Here is a 15,740-nt window from a genome sequence, read left to right on the forward strand (position 1 = left end):
AAGAGCGAACGACGGCAGTAGGGCTCCATCAGTCGGAGAGAGATGAGAGGTGGTCTCTCAACTCTCAGCCCTCAACGCTCAACCCGGCCGCAGCCCTCACTTCTTCTGCTCGATGGCGTAGAGGTGGGTCGTGGTGGCGACGTAGAGCACGCCGTTCGCGACTACGGGCGTCGAGTAGATCGGGGCGGGCATTTCGATCTGGCTGAGCACCTTCTTCTCCTTGGTGGCGGCGAACACCACGAAGGAGCCGTCCTCGGAACCCACGTAAACCTTGCCGTCGGCCAGCATGGGCGAGCCCCAGATGTGGCTCTTCAGATCGTGCACCCAGTGCAACTTGCCGGTCTCGGCGTCGAGACAGTGGACGAAGCCGGAGAAGTCGCCGACGAACAGCAGGCCGTCGTCCGAGATCGCCACCGTCGAAATGCTGCGATGGATACCTTTGTACTGCCAGCGGATGCCGGTCTTGGTGATGTCACCCTTCTGCGTCGGATCAAGGCACAGCAGATTGCCGATGCCTTCGCCGTGCTCGGGATCCTGGCCGATCGCGACGTACACGCGACCCTTCCAGAACACCGGCGTCGCGTTGATTTCGCTCGGGCCGTTGGCGTGCGGATACTTGATCGGCTTGCCGTCCTTCACGCGGTACTCGGGCGGATTGCCGTCGGCCCACCAGATCTTCTTGAGGAAACTGCTGTCGCCTTCCTTCACCGGCGTCGGATCGAACGCATAGCAGAAGCCGTCGCCGCCGCCGAAGAACACCTGTTTCTTGCCGTTCACCACGCCCATCGAGGGCGAAGTCCACTGGCCGTGGAAAATGCGCGGACCGATCTGGGCGTCGTCCTCGCCGGCGAGTTTGCCGGTCTCCTTGTCGAGCGCGATGAAGCTCGGGGAGTTGGGCGAGGGAATGTTGACGTGCGTCCAGTCCTGGCCGTTCGAGGTGCAGGCGAAAACCTTGCCGTCGACGATCAGGACGCTCGAGTTGGAGGCGTTGTGCGGAAACACGCCGAGCTCGTCCATCATGTCGTAGCGCCAGAGGATGTCGGCGTCCTTCGGGCCGACCGTGACCTTGGGCTTGCCGGGGCCGGCGATGTACTGGGCCTCTTCCTTGAAAGCGCCGTCGTTGCCGTTGGCCATGCCGTTGACGTCAAGGCACACCACTTCGCAGCGCGACGTGACGAGGAACAGCTTGTCGCCTTCGATGTTGGGTGAGGAGAGAATGCCGAGGCTTTCCCAGTCGTTCACCTTGCCCGACGCCAGCTTCGGGACCACGAGCTGCCAGAGGAAGCTGCCGGTCTTTTCGTCGAACGTCATCAACACGCTGCGATCGCCCTTGTGCTGCGGATCGCGCGGCGAGTCGTTGTTGGTGCCGACGAAAACCTTGCCGCCCGCGATGGATGGATTGCCGTAGCTCTGGCTGCCGAGCTTGGCGACCCACTTGACGTTCTTCGTCGTGGCGAGATCGACCTCCTCGGTGCCGGGCTTGAGCTTACCCGGCTCGAAGGTCTCGGGCAGGCCCTTGGCGTTGGCGACCATGTTGCGGCCGGGATCCTTGCCGCCCCAGCTCGGCCAGTCCTCGGCGTGAGCCGAGGCGGCGAGTGCCAGCTGACACGAAACCAGCGCGGTCCAAAATGCGGGAGTTCTATTTTTCATTTTTCGTCACACTGACATTGTCGATGTAAACCCGCATGTCTTGCGGCGAGAAGCCAAAGAGACCAGGCGAACCGGTTTGGTGCGCGGTGGTGTGTTTCATTTCGAGCGTCCAGGCGGCGGGCTCGGCCTCGCCCTTCTTCCAAGCCTTCGCGCGGATCGTGCCCACGCCGTCGGCGCCGATGTCGACGCGCGTCTTGAGGTGATACCATTCGTTGGCCGCCCACTTGAAAGGCACCGTGTGGCGCAGGCGCTCGAGATTGGAATTCACCTCGAGCATCTGTTCGTTGCCCTTGAGGAGAATGCAGTAGCGCTGATTGATGACGCCGACGTCGGACATCTTGCGGCGGTTGCCGTCGCTGAGCACGTCGGCCTCGACGGTGTAGTTCTTCATTTCGGGATGGCCGATGAACACCGTCGCACGCTGGAAGAACTTGTTGTCGATCGTCTTCGTGAGGACCTTGTTGCCGTCGCGCTCGCGGACCTCGAATTTGAACCGCGCGCCGATCCACGGCAGCGGCGGGTAAGCAAACTTCGACGGCTTGCCGTCCGCCTCCACCTCGGTCTCGTGCGCCGTGGAGATGTCGAACGATTCGAAGTTTTCACTGAGCGGAACGTCGGGCATCACGCGGCCGCGAATGTAGCCCTTCATCTCGCCCAGGCTGGCCTCATAGGCGCCGGCCGAGGCGATGGGCGCGGGATCGGCGACGAGTTTGCCGGCGGCGTTGAACGCACCCTTCATGTTGGCCTTCACGCGCGCGGTCGCGGGAATGTAGGAGGCCCATTTCAATTTGTCGGCGGCGACGGGATCGGTGACGACGAAACCCTTGGCGTCGAGCGCGCGGGCGTGGAACGAAGCGACGCCGGCGGGCGGCAGCTGCACTTCGGACGGGATGATTTGCAGCTGGGTGGCGACGCCCGGGGCGGGCCAGGCGGCCGGAGCCGGATCGGGCTTCAGGCCCGGGTTGTTACCCTTGGTGCCGAAGCAATAAAGCTTCTGCGTCGTCTGCACGTAGATCTTGCCGTTGTACGGCGTGGTGTTGCCGAAGCAGCGGCCGTCGAGCGTGACTTGGGAGAGAATCTTACCCTCGGTGTCGGTCGGCTCGATGATGTAGAACGCGCCCTTGCCGCCCGCGCCCTCGGCGCTGTCTTCCTTCGGCGTGCCGAGCGCGTTCAGCACCGGCAGGTAGAGCCGGCCGTCGGCGAAGAGCGGGGACGAATTGCGCTGCTCGATGCCAACCTTGAGACGCCAGAGGATTTTGCCGTTGGCGACATCGACGCTGCAGAGTTCGCCGGTCTCGGTCACGACGTAGACGCGGTTGCCGACGACGATTGGCGAGCTGGTGGACGTCGAGAGCTCGTTGCGCCAGATGCGGACGGCGTTCGGATCCAGCACGGCGGGTCCGCCATCGGCGGCGGGCGGAGGCGTGGTCTTCGGCAGCTTGAGTGCGACCATTTCGCCCTTTTCGTACGGCGTGCCGAAGATCGCGACGAGCGTGTCGTTGTTGGAAAGCCCGACCGTCGCGTTGATGCCGGCCTTGAACAGCGGCACGCGCCAGAGCGGCTCGCCGGTGCGGGCATTCACGCAGACCACGCTGCCGTCACCGGCGGCTGAATACAGCACGCGCTTGCCGTCGAGCCAGCCGAGGATCGGGAGGGAAAACGAATTGTCCTTCGGGCGATCACCGGGACTGGACGACCACACCAGCGCGCCGGTCTTTTTGTCGAAGGCGTAGAAGCGATCCGCGGCAGGGCCGTTGGCGCCCCAGTTGGCGGTGATGCCGCGGGTGATGACGAGATCCTGGTCGATGACCGGCGAGGCGGTGCGGGCGTTCGGGAACGTGAGGCGGCCGTACGACTCCATCAGCGAGTGCTGCCAGAGCGGTTTTCCGTCGGCGGTGAAGCATGCGAAGATACCCTGCGTGCACTGCACGTAGACGTTGCCCGTCTCCGGATCGATCGTCGGGCTCGAGGTCGCGTAGCGCAGATAGATCGTGTCGCTGAGGAAGTCGGTGAACAGCTGCTGCCAGAGTTTCTTGCCGGTTTCGGCGTCGAAACACGCGACGCCCTCCTGCAGATCCGGGCCGTCGCCGAGATAACCCATGATGTAGAGCTTCCCGTTGGCGACGACGGCGGTCGACTGGCCGGGAAAGTCCGCGGTCCAGAGTTGATTGCCGCCGTCCACGGTGACCTTGGCGGGTAGATTTGTTTCGCGGGAGATGCCGTCCTGGGCATTGCCGCGCCAACCCAACCAGCCGCGGACAGGAGCCGGCGCCGACTGAACCAAGGGGACGGACGCAGCGCACAGGGCGAACAGAAGCGCGAGAGCAGGCGGGGTCGACTTCATGATTGCATTCCCGTTGGCCAAACCTATTGCCGAGTCAAATTTATAAATACGTCCACGTATTAATCCGGGCTTAACCATGCCGCGCTCGCACCCCACCCCCACGCTTCCCGCGCCCGAACCCGGGCCGCGCCGCCTGCCGCCGTTGTTGCGCCGGGCCTGGTACGGACTGAACCAGGCGTTTCGGCGCCGTATTGCGCACCTGGCCATCACGCCGGATCAGTTCAGCATCCTGCGGTGGCTCACCGAGGGCGACCGGCGCGGCCTCACGCAGCGTGAGATCACCGAGCTGATGGCGGCCGACGCCAACACCGTGGCGGCGATCCTGCGGCGGATGGAGGAGGCCGGGCTGATCTCGCGCACCGTGCACGAGGCGGATCGCCGCGCGCACCGCGTTCAGGTCAAGGCACCTGGCCGGCGCAAGTTCATCGCCGCGCAACAGATCGCGGTCGAGTTGCAGGAGGACGTGCTCGCGGCGCTGCCGGCGCCGGAGCTCGCGCGGTTTCTCGAGCAGCTCGAGGTGGTCGCCGGCGCGTGCCAGGATGCGGTCGACGGGAAGTAAGGCTAGGCGCGCCGCTAGGAGCACAAACGGGAGCGCAGGCGTCCCCGCCTGCAATGTTTCGGAGCAGGCGGGGACGCCTGCGCTCCCGGGAATGCCGTTCGCCGCGTACGGCGCGATGAAGAAGGGACGGAAGGTCGTTGGGCTCAGCGTCGGCACGGATTACTTTCCTCCCACGTCCACACCCACGAGATCGGCTTTGCTGCGCACGTAGATCCGGCCGTTGGCCAGCACGGGCACAGTCCAGACATCCTTGCCGCCGATCACTTGGGCGCTGGCGATTTCGCGGTAACCGGCTGGCGTCGCCTGCGCGGTGCCGAGCAGCCCGCGATCGCCGAGCAGGATGAGTTTGCCGTCGGCGGCCATCAACGAGCCCTTGCCGTACTTGGATTCGGTCCACTTCACGGCGCCGGTATTGAAATCGAGGCAGGTCAGCACCTTCTCATCGAAACCGTACAGATGGCCGTCGATCAGCACGCAGGCGTTCATCTGATTCCGCATCGCCTTGTTTTCCCAGAGCACCTTCGGCGCGCCGGCGCCCAGGTGCAGCAACGCGCCGCCGTGGCCGTAGCCGGACGAGATGAAGATGCGGTCGCCGGAGACGATTGGCGTGGCGGCGTTGACGTCGTAGTCGGTCTTCCACGGATGCCGCCAGAGTTCCACTCCGTCCGTCACCCGCCGGCCCACCAAGGCCTTCGCGTGCAGCATGGCGACGACGCGCGTGTCACCGGCGGCGAACGTCACTGGCGACGAATAGCCCGCGGCATCGTCGCCCGCCTTCCAGACTTCGTCGCCCGTCACCTTGTCCAACGCCACGAGCGCGGCGCCCTTGGCCCCGACTTCGAGCAGCAGGATCTTGCCCTCGATGAGCGGCGATCCCGCAAAGCCCCATTTCGGCGGCTTGGCGCGATACGCCTTCGGCAGCTCCTTGGCCCAGATTACCTTGCCGGTGGCGGCATCGAAGCAGAACAGATGGCCGAGGCGGCTGACGGTGTAAACGCGATCGCCGTCGACGGTCGGGGTGCAACGCGGCCCCGGGTAGCCGTTCGGGTCGAACGGATCGCAGGGATAGGAATGTTTCCACACCAACTTGCCCGTGACGGCGTCGAGGCAGACCACCGTGTCGATCTCGGCGTCGTTGCCCATCGTGTAGAGCCGGCCCTGGGCGACCGACACCCCGGACAGGCCGGTGCCGACCGACGCCTTCCAGAGCTGCTTCGGACCGGCGGCCGGCCACTGCGCGGTCCAGCCGGTTTCCCGGGAAATTCCGTGGCGCGCCGGTCCGCGCCACTGTGGCCAGTCGAGCGCCAGCAGCGGTGAGGCGAGGGCGAGGAAAACCAGTCCGGAACCGCGGCGACGGAGCGTCATTGCGCGCCGCCTCCGGCCACGTCGAGGCAGATGCCTTCCTTGGTGTTGCGGGCGAAAATGCGACCGTTGGCCACCACAGCCATCGTCCAGCACTTGCCGCCGAGCGGCTGCGCGCGCGCCACTTCCTTATAGGCCTTCGGCGTGGCCTCGACGAGGACCAGCGGCCCCTTGTCGCCTTGGACGAGCACGTGGCCGTCGACGAGCGTCGTGGCCCCGCCGCCGCCGAAACCCGGCTTCGACCACATCTCCTTGCCCGTGGCCATCTCGATGCACTTCAGCGGCGCCGCGCCATCCCGCGCCGTGCCGAAGATGCCGTAGATGTAGCCGTCTTTGCACACCGGCGTGGTCCAGTGATTCATCAACTCGCTGGGCGTCCGCCAGAGCTGCGTGGCCTTCCAGCCCGACGCGGTCTTCTCGACCTTGCACGTGGCGGCGCCGACGTTGTACGCGGCCGAGCAGTACACCATGTCCTGGTAAACGATGGGCGACGACGCGGTCGACGTCTGCCACGGAAACGCGAAACGCCAGAGGACGTCGCCGGTTTTCGGTTCGACCGACACCAGGCCCGACTGCGTGAAGAAGATCACCTGCCGCACGCCGTGCAGCGTGGCTGGCGTGGGGGTGGCGTGCGTGATCTTCTCCGAGTGCTTCTTCCACGCGAGCGCGCCGGTCGTCTTGTTGAACGCGAGCAGCGACTGGCCTTCGCCGCCACCGGCGACGAGCACCAGGTCGCCTTCGACGACGGGCGAGGACGCGCTGCCCCACTTGTTGATCCCCGACGTGCCGTTCTGGCCGTCAAAGTCGGCCTGGATGTCGTGCTTCCAGAGCAAGTTTCCGTCAGCGGCGTTGAGGCAGGCGAGCTTCAGGTACGTGCCGAGCACGTAGACGCGGCCACCGCCGGATCCTGGGTCGACGGTCGGCGTGCTGCGCGGGCCGTTGCCGCCTTGGCGTTCGAAAATGGTCTTGTCGACGGCGGTGGCCCAGAGCTCCTTGCCCGTCGCGGCGTCGAGCGCCACGCACACCTCGTTGCCGCCGCGCTCGAAGAACGCGAAGGCCTTGCCCTGGCTCACGGCGAACGAACCGAACGATTCGCCGATCGGCGCCTTCCACACCACCCGCGGGCCTTCCTGCGGCCAGCTTTTCAGGATATTCGTCTCGGGCGACGCGCCGTCGGAGTTCGCTCCGCGATATTGGGGCCAGTCTGCGGCAAAACTCGCCGTAGCGAGGAGGGTAACCACGCAACACGCCAGGTGCTTCATGCGCGCACACGAAGCGGGCGGAGTTTCGATTGTCAACGCGACGTGGACGAATGCGCTTTCACTCACGTACGGAGAGAAGCAGGGACCAATTCTAAAGCCAGAAAGCCGAGATGCGGGATTCTGCCGAATCCTGGCTTTCTGGCTTTAGAATTAACTGAACGCCGCCGGAGGAAACTGCTTCCGGCCGCCTTTTCTCTGCCTTGGCGTCAGCCGTTACTTTTCCTGCGCGGGCGTGACCGCGAGGTCGGTAAACCGGATCGGCGTGTTGGCGTACGGCGCGCCCCAGAGCGAGGCGCGGCCGGCGGCGGGCGCCTCGGTGTCGTCGAAGGTGATGTTCCATGTCGTGGGCTCGGGAGAGCCGTGCGCCCAGGCGCGGCCTTCGATCTTCCACGCGCCGTCCTTGATCTTCCGCAGCTGGAGCCGGAGCACGGTCCAGCCGTCGGACTGCCACTCGAAGGGCGCGCCGATCTTGGTTTCGTCGCCCTTGAGCAATTCAATCTGCTTCTTCGCCGGCGAAACCTGGAGGCGGTAGCCGCCCGCGCCGTTCAGGCCGACGGCAAACGTGGGAAACCGCCGGCCCTGTTTCGTGCCGAAGATGCGCGCGGTGACGCTGACACCGTCCGGGCGCGTCGGCCCGAACAGCACGCCGTACGTGTCCAGCGGTGCGCCCGGCAGCTCGATGAACGTCTGGCCGCCGTCCTGTTTGATCTCGAACGCTCCGTCGAGCACCAGAAAGTCGCCGTCCGGCAACGGCCCCGGCGACGCCTGTTTGAAACTCGCCTCAAAGAGCGGCTTGGCGTCCGCGGCGGCGGCTCCGAGAGGCAGGGAGAGCAGGGAAAACAGCACAAGCTGCGCGCGTCGCACACGGGTCAGGTTCATGGGTGGGTACTCGTAGACGATGCCTTTTGCCGTGGGCGATGCAAATGTGGGTCACGGTTTTTCAAACGCGCCGTAGGTTCGCTGACGCTCACATTTGAGATCTGAAATTTGAAACTGGAAGTCTCATCCGTCCGAGCTCCGTTCTCAAATCTCAAATTTCAGATCTGAGATCTCAGATCCTACCGTCCCGCCCCGATCGCGATCACGTGTCCGCGCGTCCGGAACAGCAGCATGCCGTCCGCGATCGCGGGCGAGGCCATGCAGGTTTCCGGCAGCGACGGCGTCGACGCCACCGAGAATTTATCCGCGACCGGAACCACGAAGATATTACCCAGCTCGCTCGCGAAATACAGGTGGCGGCCGTCGGACACCGGCGACGCCGAGAAGCCCTGGCCCTGTGTGGACAGCCGCTCGCTGTACTTCACGTCGCCGGTCTTCGCGTCGAAGCACGTAAGGATCCCGCCATCGTTGCAGGCAAACAGCAGGTCGCCGACGACGATGGGCGTCTGCATGTAGTTGCCGCGTCGCGCATGCGCCCACGCGATCGATGCGTTCGTCTGCCCGGGATCGGCTGGCGTGATGTCGCCCGTGGCGTCCGGCCGGATCGCCCGCATCGGGCGGAACGTCCCGTGCGCACTCGTGAGATAAATCAACCCGTGCGCCACGACCGGCGTCGGCACGGGAATGTCGCCGCCGCCGTCGAGCCGCCAGAGGTTCTTGCCCGTGGCGAGATCGTATCCGCCGGTGTGATGCCAGCCGTTCACCACGATCTGCCGGCGGCCCGGCGTCTCGACGATCGCGGGCGTGCTCCATGTCGGCACGTCCGCGCGAGGCGTCCGCCATAATTCGCGACCGTCCGCGAGATCGAACGCCGCGAGGAACGAATCCTTCTGCACATCGCACTGCACGATCACTTTTCCCTCGTGGATGATCGGCGAGCTCGCGAAACCCCACTGCGCGGTCGGGCTCTGGAAATAGCCCGAATCCATCGGCCCGAGGTCGCGCTTCCACAGGAGTTTTCCGTCGCGATCAAAACAGAACAGTCCCTCCGAACCGAAGATCGCCACGATGCGGTTGCCGTCCGTCGCCGGCGTCGAGTTGCAATGGCTCGCCTTCGTGTGCCGTTTCACCTTCGGCACCGCCTCGAGCCCGAGCGTGTTCCAGATGACTTTGCCCGTCGCGCGATCGAGCGCAATCAACCGCCACTGTTGCGGGTCGCGTTCGTTGACCGATGCGATGTCGCCATAGAGCCCGACCTTCAAGTCGGCGGGTTTGTCGGAGGCCGCCGTGGCGACGTAGATCCGATCGCCCGCCACGATGGGGCTCGAGTGGGCGAGACCGGGAATGGGCGTTTGCCACCGGAGATTTTTTCCCGTGGCGACATCCCATGTGGTGGGAAGCGCGACCCGCGCATCGACGCCCGCCGCCGCGGGGCCGCGAAACTGGGGCCAGTCCGCGGCGGAGAGCGCGGATGCGAACGGTGCGCACCACGCGAGCACCGCGACGAGGGGACGAAGACAGTGAATCACGGCGGCGAACTGTGTCCCGGCGGCCGCGCAACGCGAGCCTTCTGGGGCGTGGGGGGAATCCCGGCCTTCGTTTCCAGGCGAGCCGGTTTTGCTTTAATTCGCCGACGAAACCGCCAATAGCTTCGCGCCATGCCCACGCGTACCTGGTTACCCCTGATTGTGACGCTCACCCTGGCCTGCCGCTCGTTCGCGGGCGACTGGCCGCAATGGCGCGGTCCCGAGTTCAACGGCTCCGCGAATGACGAACGCAAGCTGCCGTCAACGTGGTCCAAGACCGAGGGCGTCGCGTGGACGTACACGTTCGACGGCCCGAGCGCGTCGACGCCGATCATCGTCGGTGATCGTGTTTTCCTCAGCACGGCCCACCAGGCGAACAAGACGCTGCACGCGCTGTGCCTCGATCGGAAGACGGGCAAGCTGCTCTGGGAGCGAAAAATCACCGACGGCTACAATCGCGACAACCGCAGCAATTTCTCGTCGCCGTCACCGGTCGCCGACGCCACGCGCGTCTTCTTCTTCTACGGCAATGGCGCGCTCGCCGCGTACGATCACGCCGGCAAGGAACTCTGGACGCGCAGCATCACGAAGGACTACGGCGAGTTCGCGTTCCAGTGGACGTTTTCCAGCACGCCGCTGCTCTTCGCCGGCAAACTCTACCTGCAGATCCTGCAACGCGACGTCGCCGTCAACGGCCGCGGCAAGGCTACAGGCAACGAGTCCTTCCTCCTCGCGCTCGATCCGGCCAGCGGCAAGGAGCTGTGGCGTCAGCTTCGCCCCAGTGAAGCGGTGGCCGAATCCCACGAGTCGTTCGCGAGTCCGGTGCCATTCACGCACCAGGGCCGCACCGAGATTCTCGTCGTGGGCGGCGATTGCATCACCGGCCACGATCCGGCGACGGGCAGGGAACTCTGGCGCTGGGGCACGTGGAACCCGACGAAGATCGGGCATTGGCGGCTGGTGCCGTCGCCCGTCGCCGGTGGCGGAGTCGTGCTCGCGTGCGCACCGAAGAACGAGCCGATCTACGCCATCAAGGCGGGCGTCAGCGGCAAGCAGGACGACTCGGCCCTCGCGTGGAAAAGCGACAAGCGCGTGGTGAGTTCGGACGTGCCGACGCCGGCGTTTTACCAGGATGATTTCTTCGTCGTGAACGACGGGAAGCGAAGCCTCTCCCGCGTGAGTCCGGCCAACGGCGAGCCCAAGTGGACGGTCACGTTGCCGGGCACGAAGAAGTACGAAGCGTCGCCGCTCTGCGCCGACGGCAAGATCTACGTCATGAATTTCGCGGGCGACGTCGTGGTCGTCGACGCGAAGGCCGGCACGGTGATCAGCACGATCCCGATGGGCGAGCCGGGCGACGACTTCACGCGCTCCACGATCGTCGCGGCGCACGGCCAGATTTTCATCCGCACGAACGCGAAGCTCTACTGCATCGGCGGTAAGTAACCGCGGGTGGGCGTGCACCCGGAGGCTTTACAGGAGGCAACGGAGGTAACTGAGAAAGGCCCGGACTCGATGGCCTCTGTTGCTTACTGTAAGATTCCTGCGGTCGCGGTGAGCGAGGCGTAGGCGTCAGGCGCTCCCGGAGGATTTTTACAGGAGGCAACGGAGATAACTGAGGAAAGGAAGCCCTCTCCGTTGCCTCCGTTCCCTCCTGTAAAACTTCCGAGGCATTGCGTCGCTGCCCGCGCTTTACCTTCCGCTCGCGGCGCGCAGAGTCGGTGGCGTCCATCCCCATGACCACCCCGCGCCTGCTTCCGTCCCTGCGTCGCCTCGTCCTTGCTGCATTCGTAATCCTGATACCGGCGCGTGCCGCCGAGCCGCTCTTTGACGGCACCTCGCTCGCCGGCTGGGAAGGCGACCTCAAATGGTGGCGGGTGCAGGACGGCGCGCTGACCGGCGGTTCGCTGACCGAGAAGGTGCCGCGCAACTTCTTCCTCGCGACGACGCGCTCGTTTCAGAATTTCGACCTGACGCTGCAGCTGAAACTCACCGGCGTGCCGAACACCGGGATGATCAACAGCGGCGTGCAGATCCGCAGCCTGCGCGTCCCCGGCGACACGGAGATGAGCGGCTATCAGGTCGATGCTGGCGAAGGCTGGTGGGGAAAACTCTACGACGAATCCCGGCGCAACAAGGTGATCGCCGAGTCCGCCAACCTTCCGGCGGTGACCCGCGCCGTGAAACCGGGGGAGTGGAACGAAATGCGCATCCGCACCGAGGGGCCGCGCATCCGCTCCTGGATCAACGGCGTCCCGGCCCTCGATTACGTCGAGCCGGATGCCGGCATCGCGCACGACGGCCACATCGCGGTGCAGATTCACAGCGGCGGCATGGCGTTGGTGCAGGTGAAGGATGTCCGCATCGACGTGCTGCCGACCACGCCCGGCGCGCCGACCTGGGAGCAGGTCGGTCCACCGAAACCGCGCGCGCCGGCCCCGAAGAAAGGCCCGAACGACGCCGCCAAGAAAAAGTCTGCGACCGCTCCCGCTGCAACGGCGCCGGCTCCCGGCCGCGATCTCAGCTACAACGCCATCACCGACGGCCCGCGCTCGCCCGAGGATCAACGCCGGGCCTTCAAGCTGCCGGACGGATTTGAAATGGAACTCGTGGCCGCCGAGTCGGAGGGCCTGGGAAAGTTCATCACCGTGACCTGGGACGCGCAGATGCGGCTGTGGTCGATGACCGCGCTCGAGTATCCGGTCGACGCGAACGAAAACAAAAAGGCGTCCGAGGAGCTGTTCGCCCGCGGCGGCCGCGATCGGGTCGTGGTGTTCGATGATCCTTATGGCGCGAACGTCGGCGGCGCGAAACCGCGGGTCTTTGCCGACGGTCTTGTGATGCCGCTCGGCGTGCAGCCGTATAAGGATGGGGCGTACGTCCAGTATGGCACCGACATCCGCTTCTACCGGGACAAGGACGGCGACGGCCGCGCCGAGGGACACGAGACGATTCTGACCGGCTTCGGCACGCAGGACTCGCATTTGTTTCCCCACCAGTTCCTGCGGCAGCCGGGCGGCTGGATGTTCGTGGCGCAGGGACTTTTCAACTACTCCACGGTGCGGCGGCCCGACGGCGCGGCGTTTGCCGACGGGACGACCGCGGTGCCTTTCAACCAGTGCAAGCTGGCCCGCTTCACGCTCGACGGTTCGCGCTTCGAGAACGTCACCGCGGGCCCGAACAACATCTGGGGGCTCGTGACCGCGCGGGACGGCGAGACCTTTCTGCAGGAGGCCAATGACATGGGGTATCCAGTCGTCCCCTACGCCCCGGGCATCCAGGTGCGCACCGGTTCCAAGGATCTGCTGCGTCCATACCAGCCGCTCATGCCGCCGCCGCTCGGACCGGCGCAGATGGGCGGCACCGGCCTCAGCGGGCTCGCGCTGGCCGAGGACCGCGACGACCGGTTTCGCGCGGCGGCGGGCGCGATCTCGGGCGACACCAAGGTGTTTTACCTTGCGAACCCGATCACCGGAACGATCCAGCTGGTGAAGGCCGTGCCCGAGGGCCCGCGTTACCGCTACGAAAAGCTCAGTGATTTTGTCACGACGACCGACCGGTGGTTTCGCCCGATTGCCGTTCATTTCGGTCCGGATGGCGCGCTCTACATCGTCGACTGGTACAACAAGATCATTTCGCACAACGAAGTGCCCCGCTCGCATCCCGACCGGGACAAACTTCGCGGCCGCATCTGGCGTGTACGCCATCGCGATCAGCCGCGCACGCCGCCACCCGATCTCACCCGCCTCGACGATCGCGCGCTGCTCGCCCAGCTCGGTGGTCCGAACGCCCTCGTCTCGCGCCTCGCGTGGCTCGAAATCGCCGACCGTCGCGCGACGAGCCTCGTTCCCGCCCTCGCCGCCATCGTGGCCGAACGCACGACACCGCTCGATCGCCGGCTCGCCGCCCTCTGGGCGCTCGAGGGGCTGCAGCCGGTGCCGGCGCCGTTGCTCGCCACGCTCGCCGCCGATCCGCATCCGGCGTGCCGGCGCGAAGCGGTGCGCCTGGCCGCGGTCCAGGCGCGTTCCGAGTCCGACTTCATCGCGCTCGCCGCACCGCTGGCCGACGATCCGCATCCGGCGGTGCGCGCCGCAGTGGGCGACGCCCTGCGCCGCGTGGCCGGAGCCGGTCCGGCCCTGATGCAGGTGGCCGCCCGCCTCGGGCGGGCGTCGCTCGGTGGCAGCGCCGGTGAATGGGAGCGCTACGAACGCGAGTTCGAGCGTTATCTCGCGCGCTGGGCCATGGAGCGAAACGCCGCCGCGACCCGCACGCTGCTTGAATCGGCGGCGGGGCAGAGCCTGCCGCTGGAAAGTCGCGTGCTCGCGACGCTCGCGTTGGGCGGCCGCGAGGCGGCCCTGGGTCTGGCGCGTTTCGCGCCCGCGTTGAACCGTCCACTCGGCGACGAGGAAGTCCGCACCCTGGCCGCGCAGGGCCGTGAGCCGGAGGTGGCCGCGGTGCTCGCGACCGTGCTGGACAACTCCGCCACGCGCGTATCCGTTTTGCGGGCACTGCTCGCGGTGCGCACCAGTCTCGACGCTTCCGCGCTGCTCGCCCCGCTCACGACCGCGGCCCGCGCGCTGCTCGAGCTGGCCGCGCCGGCCGACGTCACGCTCGGCGCCGAACTGGCCGGAGCGTTCAAACTCGCCGGGGTCGAGCCCGCGTTGGTCAGCGTGGTGAAACGCGATCTGGCCGCCACGCCGCCGACGCTCGCCGCGCTGCGCGCTTTGCGTGAACTCGGCGCCGGTCCCGCCGGGCTCTTCGCGGAAATTGTCCGCGCGCCAGCGACGCCCGCCGCCCGCGATGAGGCCGTGGCCGCGCTCGCGGCGTCCCGCTCACCCGATGCGATCAAGCGGCTCGTCGATTTTCTGCCCACGCTGCCCGCACGTCCGCGCGGACTCGCCCTCGACCGGCTCGCAAGCAGCACCGCCGGGGCGCAGGCGCTGATCGAAGCCGTCGACGCCGGCGCGCTGCCGCGAACGGCCCTGGGCCTCGGGAGCGTGGAAAAGATGCGCACGGTGCTGCCGGCCCATCCGCTCGTCGCGTCACTGTGGCGCGAGTTGAACGGTGAGGCGCGGCGCGTGTTGCGCCTGCCCGGCGGCCGCGAGGATTTTCCCGACACCCGGCTTACCGTCGCGGGGCCGTTTACGATCGAGTCCTGGCTCAAGCTCGATGCCGAGATCACGCAACGCGACGGTCTCATCGGCGCCCCGGGTCAGTTTGACCTGAACTTTTTTGACGGTCGTTTCCGCGTGTGGCTGCCCGAGGCCAACGACGTCGTGATCGCCACGAAGAAGGCGGCGCCCGGGGTGTGGACGCACTACGCGGTCACCCGCGACGACCGTGGCATCTTCCGACTCTACCTCGACGGGGAACTCAACGGCACGAGCGCCGCCACCAGTAATGCTGCGTTCACGGACTTGCGGCTCGGGCGGACGCGCACCGATCCGACGGGCGGCGTCACCGCGGGCTGGCTGGCCGAGTATCGGGTGTGGAACGTCGCGCGTTCGGCCGCGGACATCCGGGAGAACTTTGATCGCAGCTTCGCGGATCTTTCGCCAGCCGAGCGGCCGGCCGCACTGACGCATAGTTTCAGCAATGCGAGCTGGGGCGTCCTGCTGGGCGCCGCGCGAATCGAAATCGCGGACGACGCGCCGACGCTGCTGACGCAGGCCGAGGCAGCGGCGCAGGCGGAGAAGTTTGCCCGCTTTCGCACGCTCGCGAACACCCGTGGCAATCCGGATCGCGGCCGCGAACTGTTCAGCTCCATCTGCCTCGCGTGTCATCAACAGGGCGGCAAGGGCGGCCAGATCGCGCCGGCGCTTGACGGCGTCGCGCTCACCGGCGTCGAGGCCCTCCTGCGCAACCTGCTCACGCCGAGCGCGGCGATGGAGAGCGCGTATCAGACGTTCCGGGTCGTCATGAACGATGGCAGCGTCACCGACGGCTTTCTCGCCGAGCAGTCTGCGGACGCGCTCGTGCTGCGCTTGCCGGGTGCGGCGGACCGCCGGATTGCCCGGCGCGACGTAAAGCAGGCGGCTTATCTGCGGCGTTCGCTGATGCCGGAGGGTTTGCTCGAAGGCCTCGCGCCGGAGCAGGTCACGGATCTCTTTGCGCACCTGAAATCGTTGCGTTGACCGCCGGGTGGCGTCGGTCGAAAT

Annotated in this window: 9 protein-coding genes; 3 read left to right on the forward strand and 6 right to left on the reverse strand. The window is 66.4% G+C overall.

The window, feature by feature from the left end; translation table 11 throughout:
* Positions 1-96 precede the first annotated feature (96 nt).
* The gene (locus tag ACLJEU_RS01155) at positions 97-1,650 is read right to left on the reverse strand and encodes an outer membrane protein assembly factor BamB family protein (protein WP_414663502.1); all 1,554 of its coding nucleotides are present in this window, start codon (positions 1,648-1,650) and stop codon (positions 97-99) included.
* Positions 1,640-3,994, reverse strand: coding sequence for an outer membrane protein assembly factor BamB family protein (locus tag ACLJEU_RS01160; protein WP_414663501.1), 2,355 nt, complete (start codon positions 3,992-3,994; stop codon positions 1,640-1,642). Before ACLJEU_RS01160 ends, ACLJEU_RS01155 begins: the two co-directional genes overlap by 11 nt.
* Before the next feature lie 76 nt (positions 3,995-4,070).
* Here ACLJEU_RS01160 and ACLJEU_RS01165 point away from each other — a divergent pair, with 76 nt between their 5' ends.
* On the forward strand, positions 4,071-4,553 hold the full coding sequence (locus ACLJEU_RS01165) for a MarR family winged helix-turn-helix transcriptional regulator (protein ID WP_414663500.1): 483 nt from the start codon (positions 4,071-4,073) through the stop codon (positions 4,551-4,553).
* A gap of 159 nt (positions 4,554-4,712) precedes the next feature.
* Here the strand turns inward: ACLJEU_RS01165 and ACLJEU_RS01170 are convergent, their stop codons facing one another.
* The 4 genes from ACLJEU_RS01170 to ACLJEU_RS01185 form a co-directional block, all read right to left on the reverse strand.
* The gene (locus tag ACLJEU_RS01170; protein ID WP_414663499.1) at positions 4,713-5,918 is read right to left on the reverse strand and encodes a PQQ-binding-like beta-propeller repeat protein; all 1,206 of its coding nucleotides are present in this window, start codon (positions 5,916-5,918) and stop codon (positions 4,713-4,715) included.
* Positions 5,915-7,156: a PQQ-binding-like beta-propeller repeat protein gene (locus ACLJEU_RS01175; protein WP_414663498.1), complete on the reverse strand. Its 1,242-nt coding sequence runs from the start codon at positions 7,154-7,156 to the stop codon at positions 5,915-5,917. Before ACLJEU_RS01175 ends, ACLJEU_RS01170 begins: the two co-directional genes overlap by 4 nt.
* A 234-nt stretch (positions 7,157-7,390) precedes the next feature.
* Positions 7,391-8,056, reverse strand: coding sequence for a hypothetical protein (locus ACLJEU_RS01180; protein ID WP_414663497.1), 666 nt, complete (start codon positions 8,054-8,056; stop codon positions 7,391-7,393).
* A gap of 179 nt (positions 8,057-8,235) precedes the next feature.
* A complete protein-coding gene (locus ACLJEU_RS01185) occupies positions 8,236-9,585 on the reverse strand; it encodes an outer membrane protein assembly factor BamB family protein (protein ID WP_414663496.1) in 1,350 nt (449 codons plus the stop codon).
* A 129-nt stretch (positions 9,586-9,714) separates the two neighbouring features.
* Here ACLJEU_RS01185 and ACLJEU_RS01190 point away from each other — a divergent pair, with 129 nt between their 5' ends.
* Together ACLJEU_RS01190 and ACLJEU_RS01195 are read left to right on the forward strand one after the other, a co-directional pair.
* Positions 9,715-11,028 carry an outer membrane protein assembly factor BamB family protein gene (locus tag ACLJEU_RS01190; RefSeq protein ID WP_414663495.1) on the forward strand — a complete coding sequence of 438 codons (1,314 nt, stop codon included), beginning with the start codon at positions 9,715-9,717 and terminating at the stop codon, positions 11,026-11,028.
* 290 nt (positions 11,029-11,318) lie between these two features.
* The gene (locus tag ACLJEU_RS01195; protein ID WP_414663494.1) at positions 11,319-15,716 is read left to right on the forward strand and encodes a DUF7133 domain-containing protein; all 4,398 of its coding nucleotides are present in this window, start codon (positions 11,319-11,321) and stop codon (positions 15,714-15,716) included.
* Positions 15,717-15,740: the final 24 nt, after the last annotated feature.

It is taken from the genome of Terrisphaera buseokensis, from assembly GCF_047521145.2.
In the GTDB taxonomy this organism is placed as follows: Bacteria; Verrucomicrobiota; Verrucomicrobiia; order Opitutales; family Opitutaceae; genus ER46.